Here is a 26,101-nt window from a genome sequence, read left to right as displayed (position 1 = left end):
TCAGTTATCACTAAAATTTGGAGCTTTTTGGGGCAAGGTCTGCGGCCAACTCATGGTATGACGAAGACCTTTGGCATCGGTATATTGTCCGGTCAGCGCAATATTAGGCTGACTAACGTAGGCTAATTTTTGTTGCTGTGGGAGTTTTTCTTTATAAGAGACAGGGACATTAAACATCAGTAACTGAGTGCCTGCCGCCATGCCTTCAGGTTTCATATGCATACTATCCGCGTAACGAATAAGCCATTCATACAGACCCCAAGCACCCGTGGTCTCAAAACGTACCGCTGAACGTTGTGAAACAAATGTCGCGTGAGGTAAGTCTGCCAAAGTATAAGGCTGGTAGGGAGAACTATCGGCCCAAAATAACTCTAATGCCAGCGGCCTCCCAACTTGCCAATGAATGACTTCGCCTCGATTAGGAAAACCGATAAGCTGCTGACTGCTGCTGAGTTCCCAACGAACGATTTGGTTGGTTCCTTTGGCCTTCCCTGACAATGCGTTAAATTGCACATCTAATTCGGCTGACCAAGTTTGTCCGTCTGAAGCGAGCCCGCTATTGAGCCAGTTTTTAAATTGATTAAGCTGCTTTAAAAAGCGCTTCCAGCTGGTCGGGATTTTTGCTGGATAAGCTTTGGCCATCGCATCTAATTGCTCAGACAACAACTGAGGGTCATTATCTGGGCTCGTAAAAAATCCGACCGCGGTACTTAAAGGCAAGTCATTCTTACCTGCTTCGCTCACCTCAGAGAACGGAAACAGACCGGCTAGCTGCTGATCAAATCTCCTCGCCATAGCCAAATAACTATCAATTGCTCGAGCCTGAGTTGACTTTTTACAGTGCGCCCAAACCTGTAGATCAAGTCTTTGCAACTTCTCGCCAAACCAACTGCCCCCCCGTTGAGGACTTACATCCACATCGCTGCATTGCAGCATCGTCATTTCTGGCAATGTCGTGGTAATTAAGCTCTCCAGCTTACTCAAGTCATTATCAGGATCTTTGCGCTGATACTTCGCTAAGGTATTCAAGGTATCAAACCAACGCTGAGAACTACCGCCTAACTGTTCTATTCCCCCACTATTCAATAAAAAGCTAACCAGTGGCTGCGCATAACTTTGTGCCAGATAACTCAAGCGCTGGCGCTGAGCAATGGCATATTGGCTAAGTTGCTTGTCAGTCTCAATTGCAAACAGGGCCTGAGCAAAATTCAATTGCTGCCAATCTGGTTTCTTTTCTGCAACATAAAGCCTATCGAGACTCACTAGCTCATCAATCTGTTCTAACAACTGTCGCGCATGATTACGCGCGGATTGTTTCAGCCAAATTCGGTTACGAGTATCACCCAACTGCATCAGTAGTTGTTCAAGATTTAAAATAGCATCCTGTACATTTACAAAGTTGTTGATACTTAATGCAAGCTCAGCTTCCTTATCGCTATTCTCTAAAGAATTGGCTAAGCGAACTTGCCGTTGCATCGCGTCGTTAAGCTGGTAGGTGATGACATCGCTTAACTTATGTCGAATCGAATTGGCGTAGAAAGAATCGGCGCTATGGTAGTAACGCGCCTCAAATGCTTGATACTGACGAATACTATCCAATGCCTGAGTCAGAGGCCCCAGACGCCAACGCTGTATCGGTGTTGTTGGCAGCGGACTCAATGTTCCGGATAATTGCTGGATCACAAATGGCAATTGCTCTAGTGCTTTAATTTCTTGCTGTAAAGTAACAAGTTTTGGGCTCATCCGGACTAATTTGCCTGCTGACACAAAAGCTGAACCATGCTGTGCTAGATTGACCGCTAATAACTTCTGCTGCGCAACCTGGTAACAACGCTGTTCACCAAATAATTCACTGATCTCATCTAAGATCCATGCAGGATGATCGCCTGACTTGCGTAATCCCTTGATCGCGCTAGCCAAATGAGTATTGACCTTACCACAGGGACTAGCGCTATAAGGAACCGTCCATTTAAGGTTACTGGTGCTTAACCATTCCCCCAAACTTCTTAACTGACTAATTAATAAATTGGAGGTAGGCGCGTCATCTTTGCCAAGCTCAGATAAAAATCTAGGATGAGTACTGTCAATAAGGGCTTGATGTAATCTCTTCGCGGACTGCAGTAAATGAGTAATGTTTCGTTCGGGATCGGTTAAAGTTTGTTGCTTTACTTTGTATTCCATCACCTGTATTGCCCCAGTAACCAGAGGGGATGAAGGGCGTGAAGCCTCTGGCACTGGAACATCGTATGCGTAGTCGAGTAAACTGGTGAGCCTAGCTTGTACTTGCTTATCGCTACCCAATGGACCCGCCAAATATACGAAGTCGTCAACACTGGTATTAAATATCGACATCGAGTCTGCAAATACAAATAGTTGCTCAGTTAAAGCTGACTCATTAGCTTGGCTTTTTGAGCTTTGCTGTTCCAATTTATTTAATTCTATGGCTTTGACGCTTAAGCGACATTCAAGACTACTGAACAATTGAGGACTCAGTAGTTGATTGCCAACAACCAACTGATTTTTGTACAATTGGGTATCCAACCACGATACTGGCATCGATAGGTTCCAAGGCTTGTGCCCTACTTCTGCTAAGTGAGCCAATAAGCGGTAGGGGTTTTGACCCAGTGATGGACAATTCGTAGTCGAATCGCTGATTTCACTCGCTGCTTGTTTGAGGACCCGAGTGAAGTTGTGGTTATAGTTAAGCATGCGAACACTGTCAAAGCACAACCATAACAATAACAAGGCTCCAAACCCCATAGTCGAAAGTTGAAACCGCTGTAGGAGCTTTTCCGAGGACAACAGCCGTCGCTCCAGCGGAGTGGCTAAATTCAGTTCTGCGAATATTTTTTGGTTAAACAGTTGGTCAGTAAATGCCGGGACCTGCTCAACTGCACCGCAAAAGAACACCCCTCTTAACGGCAGAGGTGCCTGAAATTGGCTGCGACTGAATGTCCCTTCCATGACTTTTTTAAGGGGAGATTGCATGCGACGAAAATGCTGATGAAACAACATAAATCGGTCTATATCGACTATCTCACGACTTGAGGCTGCGACTTCCAGTTGAGCGAGCTGTAAATCTGCAACCACTTGCTCAAATGCCAAATCTATCCAATTCGGATCAAAGCTACTTTCTAATTGCAGTGGGTTTGACCAACCAATCATCTCCCGCCAACGTTGGTCGCTTTGAGCCTGCCAGAAAGCTTCAAAACCTTCGATAACATCGCACTCGGTTACCACCAGATAAATCGGCAGCACAAAACTGCTTTTTTTCTGCACCAACCATAACTGCTTGAATAACTGCTCAGCCAGCGCCGCTTGGCGGTAGATACTGTCGGCCTCTAACAATGACTTGGCAGAGATGCTCATAACGATACCGTCTAGCGGTCGCTCTGGTCGATATCGGTGAATGACTTCTAACAGTTTAGCCAGTCGAGGCATTTCTCCACTAGGGTTGTGTCCAGTTTGAGATTCTACTAATAGCTCTTGGTCGGCTTCAATCAACACCCCATTGTCAAAGAAATGCCATTGGCTACCAGCTGCATGTTGCTGTTTTTCTCGATGCAGCAATGCTGCACGCTTGCCAGAACGGATCCCTTCAAGTAACGCATTTCCGCCCGATCCCGGTTCGCCAAGCAACAAAAACCATGAGCTTTTATAACGCCACTGGCGGCTAGTGGTTAAATACTTTAAAGTGTCGCGAATTCGTTTCATGCGAATCCTGAGCCTTAAATTCTGACGCGCTTTTCGACGATAAGCCTCTCGATACTTGTCAAACCACAGTCGCGCAACCGAAAAGGGTTTTGCCAACCAGCAGAGTAAGGCTTTCGCTCCTACATTGATGGTTGAAAACAAAACGCTAATCCAAGTGAATCCAAGTTTTAATAGCCACCAAGCCAGTATCACGATAAGTAACAGTAAAAAAAAGATGAATAAGACACGCCATACTGGATCGTTCCAGTAAGGGTCAAGCATAACCACCAGCGGGGATAAACGTTGCTGCAAGCCACCGCTGCCCCCTCTCAGCAACAACTCAGAGGTTTCCCATAGCGAGTTTAACTTAGCAAATAGTTCGGCCATTACGAACCCAGTCCCAGAAGCGAGAGCTGACTAAGCGGCAAATTAAGTAATGCCCAAATGGCTGAGCTGAGTACTAAATAAGTCAGCGTTACCCAAGCCATTTTCCGGTACCAGTTGGCGATAGGAGCCAATCGTTGCTGCTCATTTGACACCAACAAATGCTTATAAGCAGTCGCGCATATCGGAGTAGATTGTCCGTTCGCCTCCGCTCTCAGAAGTCGATATAAACGCTGTCGGTAACTTGCCAATTTTTCCGGTTGTTCACGATAACGGCCAGCAAAACCCAAACGTAACATGAATAAATACACGGTCGATAATTGGCGTTCCATCGACGTATGGCTGCGCGCATTCAGTAGTTTTTCAATTAACTCGAACATCGTGCTGCCGGCTCGGCAACTCTTAAACATCGATTTTTCGAGCAATATATCTTGCCAGTGAGCTTGCCCTACCCAGTCAATTTCAAATAGAGCCAACTCATCAGCCAAAGCAACCATGGCGTAAAGCGCACATTTCATCGATTGATTTTCACGGGCCGTATTTCGCTCGTTATATTGGTGCCGAGTGGCTTCCAACCACAATCGCAAACGCGCCTGAACAGCGTAAGCAATTTCTTCCGGTTTCGGAGCTTCGGCTAACGCTATCTCTCGTTTTACAACGTCATCTAGTATGCCTTGCTGATTTTGCTGTTTGAATATGGCAATCAGTTCGTAAAACTGCACCATTAACGAAAGTAAGTCGAGCTGATCAGTTTTAGTTTTCATACTAAACCCTTAACTCATGAGGGACATGCAAGGTGATACGCCGAGGTTGCTGCAACTTCAGCTGTCCACTGGTACATACAATAACCAGTTGTTGCCCCGGCAGGATCAGCTTTTCATCGGCTTGAATGGCAAATAACGCCCGACCCGGTCCGGCAGCAATACCAGTTTGCTCATCGACACTCACTTGACGAACCGAAGCACCCAGCATGCGGTGTTTGGCTAACGACTCATGCATCTTAAATGATGCAATACGACAGGCCTTAAACCACTCACTCAGCTCTTCAGTGCTACCGCCATCAAAAGCCGACAACTCTACAAGTAGCTCCCCACCAGCCCACGCTTTATCATACTGCAGGGTGAACACACCTTTACGGTTTTGCTCAAAGTGAATACTAGTGAAGCGCATATTCACGTTAGAGAGCTGCTGTTGCAGGTAATCCAAAGCCTGATTGAAGCCAGACAGAGAATTACTATGTTGATATGCTGCCAGTTTAGGGGGCACCCCAACTGGATCCAACTCACTAAAAATGCCAACCATACGCGCCAACAACATATACAGTGTGTGTGGGTGAGTTTGTTGATCATCACTAGCTAATTCAAATTCTGGCAGATTACGGCTTAAGGCTCTTATCCAACTCCGATGTAGCTGGCCAATTTTATGCCCCAGTCGATCTTCCCCCTGCTCAGAATAGCCAGCAAGCTGCCGCGCCTTATTACGTATACTTAAAGCAAGAGCTTGGCAACGTTGTTGAATCGGCTTACGAGTACCAATAGTATTCTGATCAAATACGAAACTTTCTGCAGCGATATTTAATAACGCTGGACAATACTCACCGAGTTGAAAATTACCCACATCGGGTTGGCAAACCTCAAATAACGGTACGCTCGCATATTTGCTACTAACTCGATCGGTTGCCTGCAAGGCCAGTTTGGGGCTTAAGCGCTGGGTCACTATCTCACCTTGTCCGGTGTTATCATCGACCGAAGGCGGACCATCAACCGCTTCAAAGCGTTGAATGGTGGCACTATCACTCACACAACCAGGCGTTCGAATGGGTGCGACCAAATGAATACGAACCCGAGTCAGTTGATCAATTCCCGAAAGCGTCGTCAGGTCAAGCTGTAAGCGGTCATGCTCATTTTCTTGATAGTTCACAACTAAGCCATCCTGCAAAATCGCCCTGACCCGCCTTACCACGACCTCACCTTGCATTAACTTCCCATGGTCGATATCTAAAAGAGTTAAGCCCCAAGCATGCGGGGAAACCAGTTTTCTAAGGACTTGCAACTGACTTTCCCAGTACACATCATTTTGCTGAAAGTGCTGCGGTGACAGCATCATCCCTTCAGACCAACATAGAGCTTGCGGGAGAGACTCCCAATCTATATCTTTCATGATTTGCCACCCGCTATAATCTGGTATTGATTCACCTCGAACTGAATTCGAACCGATGGATAACCCTCGATACGCGCGGCAACTTGGCCAAGCGAAGCAAGGTAATTAGCGAACAACAACACGGCAGTGGCATCTCTTGAATTCTTGGGTAATGTGATTGGCTGCTCGGAAGTCAGTGGAACAATGTCGTAACTCAGTACGGCAATTTTGCTACCCAAACTCAATTGCATCGCTTCTTTTTGCTGGAACCATTGTGGGGCACTCATTGTGCTTAAAGTCGCGGCTGCCCCAGTATCGAATATCAGCACTAGGTCATACGCCACTGGATTATTCTGGTTACAATCAGCGGTACTACTTACAGAGACTTTGCTTAAGTCATTGGCATGGCTAAGCCCAAGGTATTCCTTTAATGAACAAGCAGTCATCAGCAACATACAAGTCAACAAAATCCCAACTGATCGACTCATAAATTTGTTCTCGCTAAATCCACCATAAAGGTCACCCGTTCACGCCCTTGGAATTCACCCAACCGACTAAGACGGCCTAATTGGTTTCCTTCCCCCTTTAAACAAAGCGCTTTAGAAACAGCCTGATCGCTAACTAAAGTGACCTCACAATCACATTTGCGATCGGTAATCCAACACAGTAGGCGATATAACTGCGAATATCGGTCCCCCTCCGGTAACAAACGCTTAAGGCTCAAATTAGGCAAGGGCCCAAGGACCACGCCAATCGCCGCTTGCTGATCCCATATTTGAGTTCCTAGAGTCGCCTCTCCACCTAAACAATGGTTGGCTTGTCCAAGCCGAATATGATCTTCGACTTCAACTCTTAGCCAACGACCAATACAATGTTTAAGTTGGTTTAAACGGACATCTAAAGTCACTCGAAATAGCTCTTGAATAAGCGGTAAGGACATGCGTCGATTTGCCAGTGAGCCTGCAAGCCCAATAAACCGATCGGTATTTTGTTGATACAGCTGGCGGTGCACTTTAAGTAGATTGCCACTTAAAGCCAGTGACATTTGGCCTATTTCTGAGTGCTCCGCTGGTGCGTGGGCAAGAGTGGCGTCGGTCAAGCTTCTGAATAAATATCGTAAGCTTTGCAGGCGATGGTTAAACAGATCCAAAAAATGAGCTAACACCGCCTGACGGTTTTTTATATCATCAACCACCAGCTCGGTGAGGCCATCGGGCAACGGGCCAGCTAAGCCGCTGATATGATTGCCTAAGCTAACAATTTGATATTTGTGGCTAACATCATCCCGCCCCGAATCGATAACTGTAACCGCTCTCACTTCTCCCGCCGGAAAATGTGCTTCATAAGATGCTCTAAAGAAGAAATGTTTATCTAAAGATTGAACGAGTTGGTTTTCGATAGACTGTGGTTGTTCTATTTGACTTAAGTAGAAAGCTCGCGTGGCACGATGAGCCTCTAAATGGCTCACATCTTTTAATTCACCGAGAACCGCTTGCGCATCGCCTAGCGAATCGCTTGTTTCAGATAATTCAGGATCCTGTGATTCTTCAGATAATAGTAAACGTACCAGCTGATAAAACGACCAGCCAGCTTCGGGATTAGTATATAAGTCAGCTACAGTAAAACCTGTTCGCCAATGCGCGGTGGCCATTGTTTCCACACTCCTTCACGTTGATGACTCACTAGCTGTAACTGAACAAAATGGTTCAAAGTCGTATACAGACCCAAAAAATGACTTAGAACTTGCCCCAACAATAGTGGGTTGGCGTCACCAAAGTAGTGTTCGTCTACCGTCATCGTGATACGAGTTCCTCGGCAGTGACCGCGCCAAGCCTGCCGACCAATGCGCTTAACCACACTTTCGCCATGCCAATCCATGAGACCCTCAATTTGGCGCATTTGCGATGAAGCGAAACTATCAGCATATAGTGTGAGGATTTGTTTGAGCAAAGCTAATCGATTACGCCCTTCGCCAAGCGCAAAATGATTTAAACTTAACTGCGACAGCAATTTCACATTGTTACCCGGTTGTAATCGTGCTCCTTTGAATCGGGTTGGCTGCTCCATCACGTTAGCAGTCATCATTGGTGCACTTCCTACCGGCTTTAACTTATTCCCCATCCGCAAAAACTCTGGGAGACGTCGATTACTACACCAACCTTTTATCACCAAGGTCTGATCAATCGGATCACAGGTATTAAATTGACCATCGTAAAGTGCAAGCATCGTGTCACAACCGCTCTGCTCTGCCTTTAGCAATGAAGTTAAGCGAGTGATATAGTATTGCTCCGCGCTATTTTCACGCTTGACTCCCAGCCATGGGTCCACCAATTTGGCCTTGCCATCAAAACCAATGCTACGAACCTCAGTAATCTGATGGATCTCTGCCAGCAGGTATTGCTGCTCATCTGCTGTTAAGCGGTATTCATGTTCAGTTTGCTTCAATTGAACGGGCTTGAAAGTTTTTGGATATAAATTGATCACCGGAAAGCAGTTCAACGACAAACTGTTACGAGCAAGGTGAATCGAACTTTTTGCTTCATCCAGTAAAAACAGCAACTCAAACTCATCGACACAACCATCAAGTTCTAAACCATTCACGTCGAAAAAATAAAATTTATCGGGGAAGGCAAAGTATTCCTGAAGCAAACGATAGGCACGCTGACTACCGTCGCCATCGGGCAATACGTTATGTGAAGCTTCAAAACCCAGCCAGCTCAGTACATGCTGCTTTGAACTGTCTGGTAATATCCGAATGTTATCTCCAACTTTAAGCGCCACCGCTCTTAACTTGTCATTGAATAGTTGAAATAGCTCTGCTCGCTGGCTGGTATTGTTTAAATAGAATCGCAGCTTATCCAAAGGATATTCATATACATTATCCATCCCTCGACTAGCTACGGTGACCGAAAGAACGGCCTGAGTGTCGCGACGTTGATCGATTTGACTGTAATAATTTTTGGGTAAAATTTTCACACCAGTGATGTCAAAAGGCCACAGAGGCGTGTCATAACAGCACTGCATCATACAGTCGTAACTCTTATCGCTATGACTTGCCCGGGCTTTAGTGACAAACTGCCGCCCCTTTTTTAACATATAACCATTTACAAAATTTGCGCCGTCGGTCTCAACGTTAGCCTGCAACACCGTCATGCACGGTTGTGAATGCACCAGACTCGGGTATAGCGTTTGCAGCATCTGATTTGGTATTTCACCGCGCTGTTCCGCCATGTCAGAGCGTAATTTTCCAGTAAGGTAAGCAAAAGACTGTAATAATTGTTCCACATGAGGATCAGCCGAACGACCCGAACTTAATTTTAGCTCAGCGGCAGCCGCAGGGTAAGCTTGACCAAACTGCTCCACCGAATGACGCAAAAACTGCAATTCCTGTTGAAAGCTGTCATAGTGATTCATGCACGACCATTCCTGTTTTCATCTGCCTTAAAACTCGATACTCAAAATTGAAAGTCTTCAACTAAATCCATATCAAGCACCTGTAGCTTTAATTCACATTTACCATTACCTACCTCTCGAAAACTAAGGTCACTGATTTCAACAGCCTTAACCCTCGGTTCGAAACGCAATATCAACTGCTCTAAGCGCTCTTTATAGGTGTCGAGATCGGCATGGCTATCCGCGCCCTGCTCTACTAAAGACGGCACTAAACCACGATTGGCATTGTGCACATCACCATCGAGTAACATTCGCGAGTCAAAAATTGCTTGAATGTTGCGTCGAACAGAATCCACTAACACGATCTCCTCACCAGGAAACGATAAGCGTTCGAACAGTGTTTTACTCACCATCTCTAACTCCTTTGCTGGTATTCGTTAAGCAACAAAGCTCTTACTTATCAAGTGTTGGCCCCCTGCAATGGCATGGACTAGCACGCGCATATCCCGGCCCATCCTGTGGTTCAGATTGTTAGCTTGACAAAGCACCAATTGGACGGTTTTTGGCAATACTCCAACCCGCTGCCATGGTTCCTTTGTTCTGCATTCCAGGACCTTGTAACTGATGATGCCAAGTAATTTCAGTAAAATTCAGCTTAAACTGCTCGGTCGCCATATCATTCGGATGAGACTGAAACTGAATTTCACTAATCAGTGCGAGACGCAACTCGAAGCGCATAATAATGTTGAGCTGATCCCCAGAGTTACGCAGTACAAAAATAATGGTTGGGCTGCTAGGGTCGGTATCGAGAGGCTTCGCTCGTAAACAATAGTCGTACATTTTGGGTGAGCTCACATCAACATACTTTACGCACGTAAAATCACTGATGATGGGCCGACCAGAAGTTCGTGCACTGTTACTCACATCGGTAGTGACTTGCTGCTGCAGACCTTGATTAATCGACACTAACTCGACACATTTTTTCGCATCGAAACCCGAGCCACCCGCATTATCGGCCAGTGCTGACCAAGTATCGCCATCGGCGGCACCGTCGATAAGTGATCCACCAGAGGGGTCTAGAAAGCCGCTACCCGCAGGATCTTGGGGTTTAGTGAAGCTGTCATCACCAAATTGTAGCAATATCAAATCCATAATTTATCTCTCATTTTGTCCATATTTCTGAGCAGCCAAGCTTTACTTGGTGCTGCATTTCGGTGTCGAAACTACGGTAACTCCGCCACCAATCGAATCGAGGTCGATAACTCTTCCAGTTGGAAATGCGGACGAAGAAATACCGTTGCACGATACTTGCCTGGTGAGCCAGGAACATCGGTCACGTTAATCCTTGCATCACGTAGCGGATAACTCGCTTTCATCACTTGTGGGGCTGAGTCATCAACCAGCACATAGTTCGCAATCCAGTTATTAAGGAAGTCTGACGCATTATCCTTGGTTAAGAAGCTACCCACCTTGTCACGCATTATGACTTTGATGTAGTGAGCGAAGCGCGACGCATTCAATACATAGGGCAACATACTTGAAATACGGGCATTGGCATTCGCGGCATCGGTGTTATATTTCTTCGGCAAGTTGGTTGTTTGCCCACCAAAAAATGCGGCCTTATCAGAGCCCTTACGGTGTAGAATGGCCATAAATCCCAAATCGTTAAGTTCTTTCTCTCGACGATCACTAATCGTCACTTGGGTAGGACAAGTCAGTTTGATATCACCGGAAGGTGTTTTAAAGGTGTGCGTTGGCAAGCCTTCCACCAGCCCGCCACCTTCCACACCGCGAATTGCGGCTAACCAGCCATACTTAGCATAAGCATTAGTGATCCGCTGTGCTAAAATATATGCTGCATTTCCCCATAAATAACGTGATGCATCTCGGCCATCCACATCTTCTTTAAAGTCAAAGCCTTCCACCGACACCGTATCGGGTCCATAGGGTAAACGTAACAGCACTTTAGGTAAGGTCAACGTGACATACCGAGAATCGTCAGTTTCTCGAAAGCTGCGCCACTTAATAAGCTCCGCACTTTCAAAAATCTTACTCAAGTCGCGCGGTTGAGCTAAAGAGAAAAAATCTTTTAAATCAAACAGCTTAGCGTAAGCAGAGGTGATAAATGGGGCGTGAGCCGCTGCCGCTACACCAGCAATTTTTTCCAGGAGTTCAATGTCTTCAGGATGGCGACCAAATTCATAATCCCCAACCATAAAGCTGAAAGGGTCACCACCGTAAGTGCCAAATTCTTCTTCATAGGTTTTTTTGAACAGAGCACTCTGATCAAATTCAACAGCCTTTTGTAAATCTTTCAGTAGATCGGCCTTAGACACATTGAACACCTTCAACTTCAATTGAGTACTGGTTTCAGTATTCATCACTAAAAAGTGCAAGCCACGCCAAGTCGCTTCTAAAGACTGAAATTTAGGATGTTGCAGTACTAGATTAATCTGCAGGCTCAACAAATTGTCGACGTGGGAAATACGATCATTGATCAGGTCCGCCGCAAAAGCAGGCTGATTGGGATCAAGCTTTTGCACCACATCAACCGTGAACTGGCCGATCAGGTTAAGAACATAAGGAATTTGCGAGTCATCTAATGCCATATGTCCTTCAGTCAACATCAGTTGAGTGAAGCCTGTGGGAGTTACTGCAGAAAAGTCATCCGCCTTTGCAAAAGTACCAATCAGTTCATCCTGCAACTTTTTGTCGCTAAATAGTTTCACCAACAGCTCATCAAGCGCATCGTTCCCGTCGAGCTTACCTAAAAAGTCTCGCAGATAACAACGGCCTTGGTAGAGAGCAGCGGTAGGTTCAATATTATTCACCAGATTCATTGGGCTAAAATCATCAATCGAATTGAAAGCGAGGATAAAGACTTTCTTTTTCTTGTCCGTAGCAGCTTCAGAGGCAGGGTCTTTGTCACCTTCCTCTACGTCGCCATCCTTAGCCGTCTTAGCTGCTTTCCCACCTTTTTCTTTCGCCGCAGGTGTCTCCAACGATTCGCTCAGAACATCCTCTACATCAACCTTTAACCTCACCTGACAGCCCGTCATTACCTCGTTGAAGCTGTCACGATCAATCTCAACAAACGATCGTTCTTTAATCGCGGGTAACGGTGTTAATGCTGAGTCATTTGGTGCAACGGACGGCAGGTCACCAGAAAGATCTGACAAAATAGCCACCATCAGGGGTAACTCGCGCTGTTCAATCGCATCTCCAATCTCCACATCATAAGTAATATGTACCCGTGGAGAACGAACGCGTGACAGTTTCTTTTGTAAACTTTCCAAAACTTCACTCCTTAACGATTTGGCTAGTCAAAAGCTCCTTATGACTAGCACTCAAAACTACTATTGCGGACTCACGTCCTTGCTTATGCCTTCGCATTAAATCGGTAATAAGAAACACCGTTGCGATTTGTTTCAACCACGATCTGTTCCCCTACCATACGCTTCAATGCTGTCTCTACCGCCATCATAGAATCATCGAAACGTTGCCGCTTTACCCACCAGTCGGTAATGCCTGCAAGGGAGTCTTCTGATCCCGGATGCTGTTGCAGGTAACGTAAGATCACCAACTTGATGTCTTGTACTTCGTCCGTCATAGTTACCCTCGTGGTAAACGACATAACCAAACCTTCAGCAAAACTGATGCCAAATTGACAAAACAAATAATTAACAAGTAAGAACAATGGGATATATATAGTTGGATGTTATCTGCGTATATTTTAGGTGATCAGGAACGCGTGAATTAATACCCAGTGGGTAAGTTGTAGCCCGGTACGTTTCGATTCAGAGAGCTATTGAGTGATGCTGCAACCCCATCATTTAAGTTTGTATCGCTGTCATTTTGGTAAGTAAGTTGCGCATAAGATGTAGCTAAGGCTATATAGATAGGGTCCGAGATGGGTAAACATGACTTATGAATTCATTAAAAGTTTAATATTACTTTTATTGTTCGCCTTTAATGGATACCAGATCCCTTGAGTAATCGCCAAGTTTCACAGGAAAAACTCAGCAGGATAAGCCGAGGTCAGGGTAATTTTTACTGATATTGTATTTCTTCACCAACTTGCCAAATGCCCTGCGCTCTTTTCCACAAAGTGATGCAGCTTTAGTAATATTACCGTTACACTTCACCAAGGCATGTTTCACAAAAGCAAGTTCGAAAGCCTCTACTGTTTGACGTTTAGCATCGGCGAAAGAAATACCATCAAAATTTTCCGGCTCAGTGGCAATCTTCGATTTAGCAACCACAGTTTGGGTCTCGCGCAAAGTTTTTGATGCAAACAGCAAGTACTCAACATTATCAATGAGCGGGAGTTCTGCGGTTAAATACAGCCGATGTAAGGTATTTTCTAACTCTCGAACATTACCAGGCCAATTATGTTGACACAGCTGATGCATGATTCGTTCGCTGACTCTGTTTCGCCCTAACTGGTATTGACTGTCGAACTTACTCAAAAAGTGTTCTATCAGTTCGGGCATATCTTCGATACGTTCACGCAAGGGAGGCATATGAATGGTCAAAATCAATAGACGATAGTAAAGATCTTCACGAAAACAACCTTTGGTGATCTGCTCTGCTAGATCACAGTTGGTTGCAGTCACAAGCCTAACACTCGCTTTACAGGTGTCGTTACTTCCTACCGGACGAAATTCTTTTTCTTGTAAAAAACGCAATAACGTCGCCTGAGATTTAAGTGACAAACTATCGATCTCATCAAGAAACAAAGTGCCCCCCTCTGCCGCAGCTAACAAGCCTTGACGATCGGTTTTAGCATCGGTAAATGAACCTTTCTTGTGACCAAACAATTCACTGACAAATAAATCATCATTAAAGGTGGAACAGTTAAGCGCAATAAATGGCCTACTGGAAAGGCCTCCAGAATAATGCAAACCACGTGCTGCCAATTCCTTACCGGTTCCTGTTTCACCCGTGATAATCACTGGTGTGGGAAATACAGCCTGAGTTCGAATGGCTTTGATCACCCTTTTGATAGCGTACGAGTGACCAACAATATTTTGTTCCAATATGTCTTTCACTATTCCCTGTTCCTATCTTTGAGTTATTGATAGTGCCGGGTTCATCCTTACCCTATAAACAACCAAAAACAAACTATCGGCTTTCACTCATAAACAATACATTAGTTGACAAACTCATTATTTGACAGATAGGTTAGTAAATAATGCTGATGATGATTGCATGAATCTATCACCTGAAATCTAGTCAGCCCTCCAGCACAGCGCCTCAATGTATCTATTTCCAGGTATCCATAGCGCTATCCAATATTGATGGTCAATACCATGTCCGAGTGACGCTTACTTGAATTAATCTGCGATTTATTCGCACTGGCATTAAGCTTGAATATATTTTCAGAACCGTTTTCTAAACAATTGCTATTTATCCCCAAAAGACTTGGTTAAAGCCTATGGAATCATTCAATTTTTCACTCAAATTCGCCGGCTTAGCAAGCCATGAGATCTTCGACAATAAAATGGGCTCGCGGGTTGCTAGCCAAATTACCTACGGCTTACAACATGGCATTTCTCCCTGTGAGCGTATAACGTGGTTACTGTGGTTACGACAACAAAAATTAGAAGCTTACCCAGTGAGCCAAACCTCAGCGCAATTACTCATCAAAGCAATTGAATTAGCTGATTGGCTTGAAGACTGGTCCTTGCTACTAATTTTAAGACGTCAACTGCATAAATATATTGCTGGGTTAGAAAGTACCCGAGGTTTACAACAAAATGCGATTGATAACTGCTATCAGACCGTGGTGACATTAATTAAAACTGGAAACCTAAATAACGCAGAAGCAAGCTTACGCAATGCACTATTGCACTATCCAGAAGCCCAACAATTAACCCAGAGTATAACGCTACTGCAACAACGTCAGTGCAACATATCTTACCACCCTGACGATTGCTCCAATCAACTGCTCACTTTAATCCCCTTGGATTACGAGCACTACAATGCGTTTATCTGGCAATTTTATGAACCCTCAATCGCCGAGTTATGCAATTTACCAAACTTTGCCAGTGAAGCCGAATGGCGACATTGGCTTCATCAAAATCAATCACAACCAGACCAGCGAGTATTCGCCTTGATCCATGATCATTGGGGTTTTGTGGGATCGGTTTGCCTACGGATCCGGCAGAACATTGGCTTTTTTTACTTCTGGCTGGGTAAAGACTTTCAAGGCAAGCAACTTGGTCCTCAAGCATTGCAGACCTTACTATATTTGGGAGAACACTATCACAAGATAAGCGCATGTTATGCTTGTGCTTTTGCCCATAACCGAGCCTCAATCAGCGCAATGCACAAGCTAAAATTCAGCATGCTACCCTTCACCTTTTCAGCGCCCGATGACAACCAACGGATTTATTATCGAGGTAAACCAAAGACCTTGTATCAGCATTATGTGGAGATCCATGAGATCTTTAACCTGAACGATGAAAAGCAGCTAATCCCCTTGTCTACCATCACATCAGCACTCAAACTCAGGACATCAAAAACTAACACCGACCATAACTTTGCCAGTCTATTTTGCAGCTAAGCGGCAAAATGACAGCTTATTAATTGCAAACCCAGCGAAAGTTGTTAAATTTACATTATTAACAATAAAGAGAATAAGAACATGGCAAAGACACTGCTCGCTATCTTCGTGTTATTTGCCGCGATTGGCGTAAGTTTAACTGCCATCCTTCCGCCGAATACCGTATTAAATCCGCTTAAATTTAAACTTGATAGCGCGTCGCTTAAATCGCCTCTCAGCAATCAAGACTTACAGCTTAAAGTCGCTGATACCGGCAATCGCCAATTTGCGGTTCAAATTGGCCTATACTCTGATTTAACACAAGCCAGCTTCGCCTTGAATAAACTCGAGTTAAGTCAAACCGCTAATATTTTTGCCACTCACGACAATCAGCGACAATGGTATGTTGCATTACTTGGTCCTTTTAGCACGATTGATAACGCGAAGCATTGGCAACAGCAGCACTTCAACTTAGCAACATCGCTAGTTCAATGGCCTGATAGTCCCCCTGAGCAAACGGTCAAACAGGAGCAAACAACACCATGAAATCTACCATTGCCGCACCGCTGCGAGATTATCAACAATTGGTTAGAATTGTTCGCGATAAAGGGGTTAACGACCACTACCAGCTGGCAAACGCCTATGGCCTAGGTTCCAAAGTAAGTCATACAGAGCTGCGCATGCGCACTCTAGAAGAGCTTGGCGAGCCCAGTTCCAGCCCACGACGCCCGGCACCGACAGTAAGTGGCGGCGAGTTTTCTAAACGGGATACAACGATTATGTATCATCAGCTAAACCCCCAAACCCGCGGTTATTTTAGTGGTGTAAGCCCCAACATTGTCAGCCGAAATGACAGCATTCCCGGCACCAAGCTGCGCACCGGACTTGGGAGCCATAGCTTTAGTAACAAGATAGAGCCAAGCTTAAGCCTGTCACCAATGGCCCACTCAAATGCACACGCTCAGCCTAAACATCAGCATCAACAGAGTTTTTCCTCAAAAGGCTCAGGCTTTAATAGTTTCCGCTCATAACACTAGGTCTATTTTGTCGGAAAATGTTGAGCAACCGTCCAAGGCACGGTAGATGCCCGGCCCGCATTCAACTCAGTTTTCACTTGAGTGGGGTCAAGGCTCGAATTTAGCGAAACCTGAGTTCTCTGTACCATGGTGGTACCCGGTTTGCCTTTTTCAACTGATATACCGATATCCTTTTTAAAATCAGAAGTTGCCTTATAAGAAGCTTGTCCCTTAAATACACCAACCTTGGCTGTATCTTTTGCAAGCAACAGCGAAGCTTCAGTTCTCGCCATGTTTTCCGACTGATTAAAGGCCTTATATGAAGTGAATTTTGAGGATGTAGATGTGGGCATACCGGTGCCAATCCCTAGAATGGTTTGCTTATTTAATCGCTCTCGTAAATTGGCAACACTCAATACAGGATCATGTTTGCCCAAATACCCCTTGCCAACGTTGCTAGGATCTGCCCGAAATAAAGCATGTCCACCGGAAGCAATCTCCGATTGAACCGCTTTTGAAGCCTCTAGAAATTCATCGTGGCTACCATATTTGGTTTTTGTCCAATCGGGGCTTGATGAGGTAAATATCCTGTTTGTAAATTCTGAGTCTCCGTTTGAAAACTGGCTAACACCTTCTTTAAAACCAAATGTAGGATCAGTTATTTTGGTGCTCGTGTTGGTCTTTTTCTTATTTTTTATGATAACCCCATCTACCGTCATCTCTGGACGTGAAGGCCCTGTTGCGATAAAAACCTCACCTGATGAGGGCAAGGTTCGGCTTTGCGCCAACTCTTTACGTTTTTGCTCGATTTTGGCTCTAGCACCTTGCGAAACATCTAAGGATACATTCGGATACACCGCTGTCCCATCAGATTTAAGCTGTCGTTTACTTGGCTCTGAATGAGCAGGAACAGACTGCTGAACTTTGTTTGGACTTTTTTTATTTGCTCTAAGCTGCCGCGCTTTTTCGAGTAACGGACTTGGGCTTAAGCTACCCGCCCCAGCAATTAACACCGCTCTTTTTTCTGACCCATCTTCCATGTTGTGCTCCTTTCAACAGCCAAAAAATCCGGCTCAACAAACTACAATAAACTTTATATAGACATGAATACATGCCACTAACTCAATATCATCACCTTCACCTGGCAGGGGCTTAAGGTCACACCGGGTACATTAGCCAAGGGGCCATTCTGACCAGTGATCGATAACATTTTGGTTGCAGGCATGACCGACTTGAAGACCTTAAAGCTCCCGACCACGTGGCTACATGGCCCCATAATCAGGTTCGATACCAATCCCAACAACAGGCCAGCTTCGTCACCATTACTTAACACCACCGTCGTCAACAAGTTGTGATCTGGCATGGCTTCGGTGAACTGATTAAACACCGTTGGGATCGCCATACTGGTGGTCGCAATATTTGGATAAGGGAGCGGCACTGGTGCCACCCCTACCAGAGTTTTACAGACATCGGGAAAGGCCAAATTAATCGCCGTCATTTGGGTATTTGCAAACATAATATTCACCCCATATTGATCCGTTTGCCGTCGATACGTACATCTTCTTCGGCGGTAATCACCTGCTGCCTGCCAGACAGGCGCAGTAAACCTTTGGCTGTGACCATCAACTGATTCACCTGTTTCACCATGAAATCAGCACAGCTCACCAAGGTTCCGCTCACCGAAATAAGCCCATGTTGACCGGTGAGAGAAAAGCGATTCAGTGAAAGCAATTCAAGCTCCTGCTCTGCCGAAAGAACAATTTTGGGCGCGTGCAGTTGTATCGGATGGACGCTATTTATTTGCGTCACCTGCTCGCAATTACGTTGCAGGATATGCAGCAGAAAACAACCAGCCTCGGTCTTAAGATAAGCAACTAAATCACCACGAACCGGCTGAATTAATGAACTCATTGCCAACACCACTTCAACATCATGATCAAGCTGATATTTTACCGCCCGCCCCGCTTCATCGTGAATCACGGCGGTCACATGAGCCACTATATAAGCGGCTTGTTCAGGCTTTGCTGTGGTTTGTGGTAGCTCGACTCTCAATTGTTGATAAGCAACATATGGCTTCATAGAATGATCCCCAGTTGATTTAGTTTTTGTTCGATCTGATTTAGTTCGACATCGGTTTGCAGCACAGTCCCCTCAGTAAATTTGGGCCATTTACAATCTTTGTCCTGCATCGCGTGAATGTTGGTACGCTGTAGAGTCACGTCCTGAAAATTGCAGGATTTAAGCACTGCATGGGAAAAATTGGCATTGCTTAGCTCACTCGCAGAAAAATCGCTATCGCTGATCACCGCATGTTTAAACCAAGACTCATTCAACTGGCATCGATTGAATAAGCAAGCATCAAGCGTCGCTTGCTGGAAATTTACGCCCTGCATGTGGGCTTGGTTAAATGAACAGCTTTTAATCGTCGCTTCGATGAATAAACTACGTTGCAATTGCGCCCCTTCAAAGCAAGCCTCTTCAATCAAACATTTCGAAAAGTTACTCCCCTGAAGCTGGGCGTCTTTAAACTGTGTCCCAATAAATCGACTCTCTGAGCAGGTGCAATTTTGTAATTGTCCTTGGCTTAAGTCCTGAGCGCTCAGATCACATTCCAGCAGCAAAACATGATTAAACTGGCAGTTGATGAGCTTGGCATCGCTTAAATCAGCCTTCAGCCACGCCACGTTGTTTAACTGACAACTATCGAGCAATGCGCCATCCAGAGATAACTGGTTTAAAGCGGTCGTTTTAAAACTGCAACGCATGACAGCGACTTTATCGAGCTGACAGTCGCTAAAAGTACTGGCCTCAATCTCCAAGTTATTCAACACGGCGCCAGTGAAGTTACATTCCGCAAAAGTGGCCCCATGACACTGCCCTTGCCAGTGCGTATCTTTAACCTGACACTGCAACAGATTACTTTGTTGCCAATGAAGCTGAACTAAACTGCTTTGGGAAAAATCACAGCGGATAAACACACAGCGTGTCAATTGGCATGCCTGTAAGTTCATCTGGTTAAATTTACATTCAATAAACGTTAGCCCCTCTATCGAAATTTGTTGCCAGCTCTGACCACAAAATTCGGCATTCATCACCGGTTTGCCTGTTGCTGCGTATTCTTGTAAATCATTGGGCTGCATTAGTATTAACCTCTTGATCAGGAATTAGTTTTTTCGGTTTCGGGCTTTGTTTGAGCCCATGAACACGGCACAGATCAAAAGCACCATGGTCAGTATCGACTTCATGCATAGTGGCGCCTCGCCAGTCGACCTGACTAGCCTTAACTTTACGTAGCTTGGTTTGGTGCAGTAGGCTGGCTCGCCAATCCAATGAATGAAACAGGGCATCGCCCATCAAACAACGATAGAAGGTACTTTGGCTTAAGTCTGAATCGACCCACTGCACCGAACTAAAATCACATTCGACAAACACCGCCGAACTTGCTGTGCAATCTTTTAAACTGAGCGCTCTCAAACCACATATTTTCCAGCTTGCGCGACTCAGGTTAACCCCTTGCCACTCCCCCCCAGGGCCGAACTGTAGCAGTTCACAACGGCTCCCTTGCCAACGACTAAAACTCAGCCGCATGTTGACCATGACGCAACGCTTTACCTGAGCATGCTGCCAGTTGCTGTCACAGCAATCGGCCCCATACATAACGAGGGCGCTAGCCTGGCAATGCTGCCAGACACTGCCGACTAATTCGGTTTGCAGCAACTGGCTGTCTATGAGCTCAGCCCCGCTAAAGTTGGCGGCTTTTAGTTTGGCCTTGGTCGCATTGACTTGCTTAAGCGAAGCCTGAATGAAGCTGGCATTGCTGAGCTGCGCTTCCAGCAACTGGGTTTTAATGAGTTCAGCACCATCGAAACAAGGCCCATCACCAGTGGTTGCAGACAAATTACTAGCATGCAGCTTGGCCTTGCTAAAGTTACTGGCACGAATACAGGCTCCGGTGAGCACTGCACCACTCAGATCACAGGACGAGAAATTACAATCACTAAGATCTGCCCCCTCCAGCATTACATTGCGGCAATTTTGCCCGCTAAAATCTAAGCCACTTAAATTGGCGCCAGCCAAGTCTCGCCCTGACAAGCTTTCGCCTGCAGCAAGTAGCTCTTGCAGCCATATTCGAAGTAGCGAAGATTGTTGCTCTGGCAGGGGGAGATAATCGACGGTCACGGTCGGACTAAGTTGACGCATTTGCAGGCTTGACGCCGCTTGTAGTTGCTCCGCCTGTGCCTGCGGGGATAAGCCGCTTGCTGTTGCATCCCGTTCACCAGCAATCCGCATGAGTCGCGCTCGCAACTGCTGATTGCTTTGCCCGGGTGGCTTGCTTGCTTGCACAGGGCTCGCAGCGGTATTGCTCGCTTTGAGCTTCGCGCACAAGCTATTTACCTTTGCCATGACAGGTGATAGATCGTAATCGAATTCGCTCATCAGTTCAGAGGGGATCGCTGCCAGCGAGTCAAGCTCCGAGTCGTCTTCAGGACTGGCTAAACCCAACTCTGGCTGGCCGGCCTTTAAGGCGGAGAGTTTAGCTCGCTTGCGTTCTTGCAGCGCATTTTGAGCATTGGTGATGAGAGTTTTGCGGCGGGCCAATTGCTGCGGCGTCTTCTCGGGCAACAGTGGCGCTTCGTTCAACAGACTATTAGTGGCCGATGTCGGGTCACTGCGCACTGCCAGTTGCTGTTGGTAATGGGCCAGCGAGCGAGGGGGGTCATCCACACCTTCGCAGGCTAACAGTAGTTGTTTGATGTCCAAACCATCGACATCCTGAATTGGCACAACCCCACGATGTATCGCCACCCCCAACAACGCGTCAGGAAACAACCATAGGGTATCAATATAGTTTTCGACTTCCCGGTAATAAAGCGCACCATCCAACTGCTGCTGAACCAACATACGAATCCGAATATTGGGTAAAATACCTGCAATGGTACTTATTTCAGGATGCAATCCGCTAAGCTTAAAGGTCGTTTGAGGCTTAATGAAAGCATTAAAATGTTGATCTTCGGCTGCGGCTAAAAACAACTTTGGATCAGCGTCTTGCGGAAATCCGGGGTGGCGTTCCGCGAGCCATTTTTCGTCATAAGTTCCCTGATATCGGCTACGCTGCGGCCAGCCAATATCCAGTGGCCCAAGGCCTGCAGGATGCTTGGGTTGATATCCTAAGCGCTGATTATCGGAAGGATAGTAAAAGTTAGCCAAAGGCTGCAGCTTAGTACCTTGATTTTTACAACCGGCACCGCGACCAATAGGGTTATTGGGCATGTTAGGCCCGCCATAGGCCCGCTCATAGCTCAACGGCATGTGACGAAAAGGCTGCGGCTGGCTGAGTTTCGTTAACCAGCGATGCCTGAGGTAGCGATCACCGACGACAACAAGACTCTTGTCTACAGGCCCCACCTGCAGCGCAACCCGACAACGCTCGGCAGCCTGACCTTCGGTCGGGTATGCCGCGCCCGCGACCAATACTTCCCCCTTCGGTTTGGCGAATCCCATATCCAGCACCTGAGTTTGCCCCAACGCTTTGGTCATGAGCGGCCATTGCTCACTTTCAAGCAGCAAGCGGGGTGTTTTCTCTAGCGAAAAAAAACTTAAGGCGCCAATGGCTAAGCCCCATTCATCAAAGCGATAAGGCCGCGATATCAGGCCTAAACATCGAGGTTTAATCAGCTGCATCGTCATAGATTAATCTGCATGACCAGCATGTTGATTTGTGGACCCGAGTCGATTTCAATCTCAACCGAGGCTTTCAGAGGCTTGAGCGCTAAGGGTGCACTTTTCATTTCAATATCCACCGAAGCAACCGTTTTACTGGTGATATTGATCCCCATAAAAGTTGAGAATTCGGCTTTCATGCCAAAGAAACTCGAATCTTCAATTTTCGCCCCCATAAAAGTAGACGAACTGATATCACTGGCCAAAGCCACCGATGACGAAATGCTGCTACCGAGTTTTACGCTGCTATCCATAGTCGCGCCGATAAATGTAGACGTTGAGTTTTTAAGTCCTAAGTAGGTTTCGGTATGATTGGCCACTCCCAGAGTCGTTGACACATTATTGCTAGCGCTGATGTTCGTGGTGACGCTATTCGATGCGCCAATATGGGTCGCCATGGCATTACTCGCCGCAATTTTAGTACTGAGCTCATTGCTGGCACTAAGGTTGGTACTGATGGTATTGCTAGCTCCAATACTGGTTTCAATATTACTAACGGCCGACATACTAGTATTAATGTTACTCGTTGCCGCAAGCTGGGTAGAGATATTGTTCTTCAAGCCCATATAAGTATCGATATGCGAGGTCAAACCTAAGAAGGTTGACATATTGGTGACCGTTGCCAGCGTTGTTGAGATGTCGGTACGATTGCCCATAAAGGAGTTCATAGCAAAGGTATCGCCGATTTGAGCCGATATGGAGCTATTATTCCCCAGCGTCGTATGACTGGAGTCACTATTGCCCAGCGTAAGGCTGGTGGAATTACTATTACCAATATGCTGATTACTATTACTGGCGTTACCCATGTGCTGCGATTTACTTTCGGTATTACCACAGACAATGCTGTCGGAGTAAACCACTGCACTAGAGCCACCAAAGCTTGGCGGGGCAATCCCCTGCCCACTCAGCGATATGCTACGTCCTTTGGCATGGTGCTCATTGTAGCTATCGCCTTCGGCTAAGGTATTGGCGATATCGATAATCGACTGCTCAGGCACCCTGCCATTGATGAAGCTCGGCTGACTTAAATCAACTTGGCCATCGTATCTGCCGACTACTGAACGACTAACGCTTTTACCCACCTGAGAGTAATTTTGCGTGCTACCAGTATCACTGTAGCCATAACTTACTTTGGCATGATTTTCATTATAACTACTACCAGCGGAGACACTGGCATTGCTCACCCCATCGGCATTTTGATTACTCAATGAGAGGTTATATCCACCACCACGCGAAAAACTGACATTATCATAGTTGTTGCCATGCATATCGGCGTTATCATAGGCACTTTCGACAATTGCTTTTTCACGCTCAAAATCAACCACCGAGCTATAACCATAACGCAGGCTAATGCCATCGCCATAACTACAAGAGTAACTGGAACCCCAATTGGTATTGGCCGTCCAAGATTGATTACGCCGATCGGGAGGTTGCACGGTCTTTGAACCGTGTGATGCGACAACGCTAAGCTCGGGTAATTCGCTATCGTTATTAGCGCGCGAAACCATCACCATCGCCCCCACTTCGGGTGCCGATGAACTATGCGAACTCAACCTTACCCAAAACTGTTCGGAACTATCACGCGCGGTGGCAAACTGAACCAAACAGCCTTTTTCTTTTTCATCGTCCCCGGCAAAAGAATTTTGTGCCTGCTCCACCTGAAAATTACTTTTTTCCCGGTAACGCCACCCCCTTGGTACCGCAGTTTCTAACACCCTGGCCAGCACACTTCCCTGTTGCGTACTTTCCATCGAAAAAGGACTGAGTAGCGTGCCTTGACTACTGTCGGTTTGCGGATTGACTTCACTGGCCTGCAGTGTACCTTTATAGGGCTGTTGATCGCTCGCTTTGTGCTGAATACTGGTGACCACGAAGGTTTTGCCGCTAAAAGACTGACGCATTAAACGCATCTCGTTGCTACTGGCAGCTGTCGGTTGCGACAATTGAAAGGTATATCCCGGGCTCAATAAGGGTGAAGTCGAGCTACCCGACAAGGTTTCTTGATCGCTTGCCAACTCCTGCTTTAATTTCTTTAACTGGCCTTCTGCCTCACTACGATCCGTGCCATAGGCGTAGCGACGATGCCTTAAATACTGTGGGTTATCTTGCTGTTCTGGGTCGCCGTTGTAACTGGTAAAGCCCGCTACATCATTTTGCTCCCACTGCGCCTCTTCGCGGGTGAGGATTGCATCCACTGACTGAGGCACCAGTTTAACTTGATAACTCATGTCACAAAACAAATCGTCTTGCTGTAGACCCAGTTTTTCCGCACTAGAATAACTGTAACGCAAGGCTAGAGGCTGCTGCTCACAGTTGGGGATATCTACTTCTCGTAGCGCCGTCGGCCGATTAGAGAACACTAAGCTAAGTTCATTTGAGTGATGTATAAAGTAATAATGCACCGCGACGTGACCAGCGATGCGCTGTAAAAATGCCATATCCGTTTCACCGGCTTGCAACCAATCTTGCACCCGACTCACGGTTAGGCTTTCATCAAAACGAAATTCAAGCTTTAAGCGTCCCGACGCAGTTTCCCGCTCTAGTAAACAACTAAACAAAGCAACAACATCCATGCTGTGATAAATGTGATAGCGATTACGTAAATTAAGAAAATGTAAAGGTGAACCCAGCGCCAGTTGGTAACAACCAGGGGCCATCAGCGTCATGCTAGTTACAATCCCCTGAAAATAGCGTGACGGCGTGCTGCCTTCCCAATCGGCAGCGTCATCTACTGGGTGGAGGGCAAAACGGTCTTGATGCCAAGCACAAGCAATCCGGACACTTCCCCATAAACCGACCACAGCGGCAGCATTAAAGCTGGCTAACTGCTCCACTTGCTGTCGGTTTAACTGTTCTACATCATTTGCCCTCAACTCCAAATTAAACTGATAGGCCTGTGAAATCCCCTCCTGCCCCTGCAGCGACGACAAGCGCAAGAAATCATCGGTCATCGCATTAAGCGAGCTGATCCCATCCACTCTGAGTTGCAAAGCCCGTGTTAGGCGTCGCTCGCTTGCTATCGCGACATCAGTTAGCGCCATATAACCCTTAACTCCGTAGCATAGAAAATCTTCTATTCAAGCTATTAGCAGTTACAGTGCCAACTTATATCTATCTGTTATTGATAAATTTTTCATTTTGTAAACCTTATAGTGGGTAAAATTATACCCACGGCGAAATAGGTTAAGCTCTCTCCCTTCGTCAAGCT

Annotated in this window: 20 protein-coding genes; 3 read left to right on the top strand and 17 right to left on the bottom strand. The window is 46.1% G+C overall.

Going from position 1 to position 26,101, the window contains the following annotated elements; all coding sequences use genetic code 11:
* The 11 genes from ACRRSW_RS10860 to ACRRSW_RS10810 form a co-directional block, all read right to left on the bottom strand.
* Entirely contained in the window at positions 1-4,080 is a 4,080-nt protein-coding gene (locus ACRRSW_RS10860) for a type VI secretion system protein (protein WP_432453207.1), read from the bottom strand.
* On the bottom strand, positions 4,080-4,841 hold the full coding sequence (locus ACRRSW_RS10855; RefSeq protein WP_432453208.1) for a DotU family type IV/VI secretion system protein: 762 nt from the start codon (positions 4,839-4,841) through the stop codon (positions 4,080-4,082). The genes ACRRSW_RS10860 and ACRRSW_RS10855 overlap by 1 nt, the downstream gene beginning before the upstream one ends.
* A 1-nt stretch (position 4,842) precedes the next feature.
* On the bottom strand, positions 4,843-6,237 hold the full coding sequence (tssK, locus tag ACRRSW_RS10850; protein WP_432453209.1) for a type VI secretion system baseplate subunit TssK: 1,395 nt from the start codon (positions 6,235-6,237) through the stop codon (positions 4,843-4,845).
* Positions 6,234-6,704, bottom strand: a complete 471-nt coding sequence (locus ACRRSW_RS10845; RefSeq protein ID WP_432453210.1) for a hypothetical protein — start codon at positions 6,702-6,704, stop codon at positions 6,234-6,236. Before ACRRSW_RS10845 ends, tssK begins: the two co-directional genes overlap by 4 nt.
* Entirely contained in the window at positions 6,701-7,867 is a 1,167-nt protein-coding gene (gene tssG, locus ACRRSW_RS10840) for a type VI secretion system baseplate subunit TssG (RefSeq protein ID WP_432453211.1), read from the bottom strand. Before tssG ends, ACRRSW_RS10845 begins: the two co-directional genes overlap by 4 nt.
* Positions 7,831-9,630 (bottom strand): type VI secretion system baseplate subunit TssF, encoded by a 1,800-nt coding sequence (gene tssF, locus ACRRSW_RS10835; RefSeq protein ID WP_432453212.1) that lies wholly within the window; start codon positions 9,628-9,630, stop codon positions 7,831-7,833. The genes tssG and tssF overlap by 37 nt, the downstream gene beginning before the upstream one ends.
* 41 nt (positions 9,631-9,671) lie before the next feature.
* Positions 9,672-10,022: a hypothetical protein gene (locus tag ACRRSW_RS10830; protein WP_432453213.1), complete on the bottom strand. Its 351-nt coding sequence runs from the start codon at positions 10,020-10,022 to the stop codon at positions 9,672-9,674.
* A 118-nt stretch (positions 10,023-10,140) separates the two neighbouring features.
* Positions 10,141-10,761, bottom strand: coding sequence for a type VI secretion system tube protein Hcp (locus tag ACRRSW_RS10825; protein ID WP_432453214.1), 621 nt, complete (start codon positions 10,759-10,761; stop codon positions 10,141-10,143).
* A gap of 71 nt (positions 10,762-10,832) precedes the next feature.
* Positions 10,833-12,905, bottom strand: a complete 2,073-nt coding sequence (tssC, locus tag ACRRSW_RS10820) for a type VI secretion system contractile sheath large subunit (protein ID WP_432453215.1) — start codon at positions 12,903-12,905, stop codon at positions 10,833-10,835.
* An 83-nt stretch (positions 12,906-12,988) separates the two neighbouring features.
* Complete coding sequence (locus ACRRSW_RS10815) at positions 12,989-13,219, bottom strand: hypothetical protein (protein ID WP_432453216.1); 231 nt, start codon at positions 13,217-13,219, stop codon at positions 12,989-12,991.
* Between the two features lie 409 nt (positions 13,220-13,628).
* Positions 13,629-14,660 (bottom strand): sigma 54-interacting transcriptional regulator, encoded by a 1,032-nt coding sequence (locus tag ACRRSW_RS10810; protein ID WP_432453217.1) that lies wholly within the window; start codon positions 14,658-14,660, stop codon positions 13,629-13,631.
* A gap of 386 nt (positions 14,661-15,046) precedes the next feature.
* On the opposite strand from ACRRSW_RS10810, the gene ACRRSW_RS10805 reads away from it, so the two are divergent.
* The 3 genes from ACRRSW_RS10805 to ACRRSW_RS10795 all read left to right on the top strand — a co-directional run bounded on the left by ACRRSW_RS10805 (position 15,047) and on the right by ACRRSW_RS10795 (position 17,187).
* Positions 15,047-16,177 (top strand): GNAT family N-acetyltransferase, encoded by a 1,131-nt coding sequence (locus tag ACRRSW_RS10805; RefSeq protein WP_432453218.1) that lies wholly within the window; start codon positions 15,047-15,049, stop codon positions 16,175-16,177.
* A gap of 81 nt (positions 16,178-16,258) precedes the next feature.
* Entirely contained in the window at positions 16,259-16,702 is a 444-nt protein-coding gene (locus ACRRSW_RS10800) for an SPOR domain-containing protein (protein WP_432453219.1), read from the top strand.
* Complete coding sequence (locus tag ACRRSW_RS10795; RefSeq protein WP_432453220.1) at positions 16,699-17,187, top strand: hypothetical protein; 489 nt, start codon at positions 16,699-16,701, stop codon at positions 17,185-17,187. Before ACRRSW_RS10800 ends, ACRRSW_RS10795 begins: the two co-directional genes overlap by 4 nt.
* Positions 17,188-17,195: 8 nt before the next feature.
* Here the strand turns inward: ACRRSW_RS10795 and ACRRSW_RS10790 are convergent, their stop codons facing one another.
* The 6 genes from ACRRSW_RS10790 to ACRRSW_RS10765 form a co-directional block, all read right to left on the bottom strand.
* A complete protein-coding gene (locus ACRRSW_RS10790; protein WP_432453221.1) occupies positions 17,196-18,212 on the bottom strand; it encodes a hypothetical protein in 1,017 nt (338 codons plus the stop codon).
* A 77-nt stretch (positions 18,213-18,289) separates the two neighbouring features.
* Complete coding sequence (locus ACRRSW_RS10785) at positions 18,290-18,688, bottom strand: DUF4150 domain-containing protein (RefSeq protein ID WP_432453222.1); 399 nt, start codon at positions 18,686-18,688, stop codon at positions 18,290-18,292.
* A 5-nt stretch (positions 18,689-18,693) separates the two neighbouring features.
* The gene (locus ACRRSW_RS10780; protein WP_432453223.1) at positions 18,694-19,251 is read right to left on the bottom strand and encodes a hypothetical protein; all 558 of its coding nucleotides are present in this window, start codon (positions 19,249-19,251) and stop codon (positions 18,694-18,696) included.
* Positions 19,248-20,312 (bottom strand): pentapeptide repeat-containing protein, encoded by a 1,065-nt coding sequence (locus ACRRSW_RS10775; RefSeq protein ID WP_432459343.1) that lies wholly within the window; start codon positions 20,310-20,312, stop codon positions 19,248-19,250. The genes ACRRSW_RS10780 and ACRRSW_RS10775 overlap by 4 nt, the downstream gene beginning before the upstream one ends.
* On the bottom strand, positions 20,299-22,860 hold the full coding sequence (locus tag ACRRSW_RS10770) for a DUF2169 domain-containing protein (RefSeq protein WP_432459342.1): 2,562 nt from the start codon (positions 22,858-22,860) through the stop codon (positions 20,299-20,301). The genes ACRRSW_RS10775 and ACRRSW_RS10770 overlap by 14 nt, the downstream gene beginning before the upstream one ends.
* Positions 22,857-25,934: a contractile injection system protein, VgrG/Pvc8 family gene (locus ACRRSW_RS10765; RefSeq protein WP_432459341.1), complete on the bottom strand. Its 3,078-nt coding sequence runs from the start codon at positions 25,932-25,934 to the stop codon at positions 22,857-22,859. The genes ACRRSW_RS10770 and ACRRSW_RS10765 overlap by 4 nt, the downstream gene beginning before the upstream one ends.
* Between the last annotated feature and the right edge of the window lie 167 nt (positions 25,935-26,101).

This window comes from Agarivorans sp. QJM3NY_25 (genome assembly GCF_050870875.2).
Lineage (GTDB): Bacteria > Pseudomonadota > Gammaproteobacteria > Enterobacterales > Celerinatantimonadaceae > Agarivorans.
The sequence above is the reverse complement of the archived record's forward strand: the minus strand, read 5'-3'. Positions and strand labels throughout refer to the sequence as shown.

Coding starts and splice junctions, on each gene's coding strand:
- ACRRSW_RS10860 (WP_432453207.1), bottom strand. CDS start 4,080: ATGGCCGAACTATTTGCTAAGTTAAACTCGCTATGGGAAACCTCTGAG.
- ACRRSW_RS10855 (WP_432453208.1), bottom strand. CDS start 4,841: ATGAAAACTAAAACTGATCAGCTCGACTTACTTTCGTTAATGGTGCAG.
- tssK (WP_432453209.1), bottom strand. CDS start 6,237: ATGAAAGATATAGATTGGGAGTCTCTCCCGCAAGCTCTATGTTGGTCT.
- ACRRSW_RS10845 (WP_432453210.1), bottom strand. CDS start 6,704: ATGAGTCGATCAGTTGGGATTTTGTTGACTTGTATGTTGCTGATGACT.
- tssG (WP_432453211.1), bottom strand. CDS start 7,867: ATGGCCACCGCGCATTGGCGAACAGGTTTTACTGTAGCTGACTTATAT.
- tssF (WP_432453212.1), bottom strand. CDS start 9,630: ATGAATCACTATGACAGCTTTCAACAGGAATTGCAGTTTTTGCGTCAT.
- ACRRSW_RS10830 (WP_432453213.1), bottom strand. CDS start 10,022: ATGGTGAGTAAAACACTGTTCGAACGCTTATCGTTTCCTGGTGAGGAG.
- ACRRSW_RS10825 (WP_432453214.1), bottom strand. CDS start 10,761: ATGGATTTGATATTGCTACAATTTGGTGATGACAGCTTCACTAAACCC.
- ACRRSW_RS10815 (WP_432453216.1), bottom strand. CDS start 13,219: ATGACGGACGAAGTACAAGACATCAAGTTGGTGATCTTACGTTACCTG.
- ACRRSW_RS10805 (WP_432453218.1), top strand. CDS start 15,047: ATGGAATCATTCAATTTTTCACTCAAATTCGCCGGCTTAGCAAGCCAT.
- ACRRSW_RS10800 (WP_432453219.1), top strand. CDS start 16,259: ATGGCAAAGACACTGCTCGCTATCTTCGTGTTATTTGCCGCGATTGGC.
- ACRRSW_RS10795 (WP_432453220.1), top strand. CDS start 16,699: ATGAAATCTACCATTGCCGCACCGCTGCGAGATTATCAACAATTGGTT.
- ACRRSW_RS10790 (WP_432453221.1), bottom strand. CDS start 18,212: ATGGAAGATGGGTCAGAAAAAAGAGCGGTGTTAATTGCTGGGGCGGGT.
- ACRRSW_RS10785 (WP_432453222.1), bottom strand. CDS start 18,688: ATGTTTGCAAATACCCAAATGACGGCGATTAATTTGGCCTTTCCCGAT.
- ACRRSW_RS10780 (WP_432453223.1), bottom strand. CDS start 19,251: ATGAAGCCATATGTTGCTTATCAACAATTGAGAGTCGAGCTACCACAA.
- ACRRSW_RS10775 (WP_432459343.1), bottom strand. CDS start 20,312: ATGCAGCCCAATGATTTACAAGAATACGCAGCAACAGGCAAACCGGTG.
- ACRRSW_RS10770 (WP_432459342.1), bottom strand. CDS start 22,860: ATGACGATGCAGCTGATTAAACCTCGATGTTTAGGCCTGATATCGCGG.
- ACRRSW_RS10765 (WP_432459341.1), bottom strand. CDS start 25,934: ATGGCGCTAACTGATGTCGCGATAGCAAGCGAGCGACGCCTAACACGG.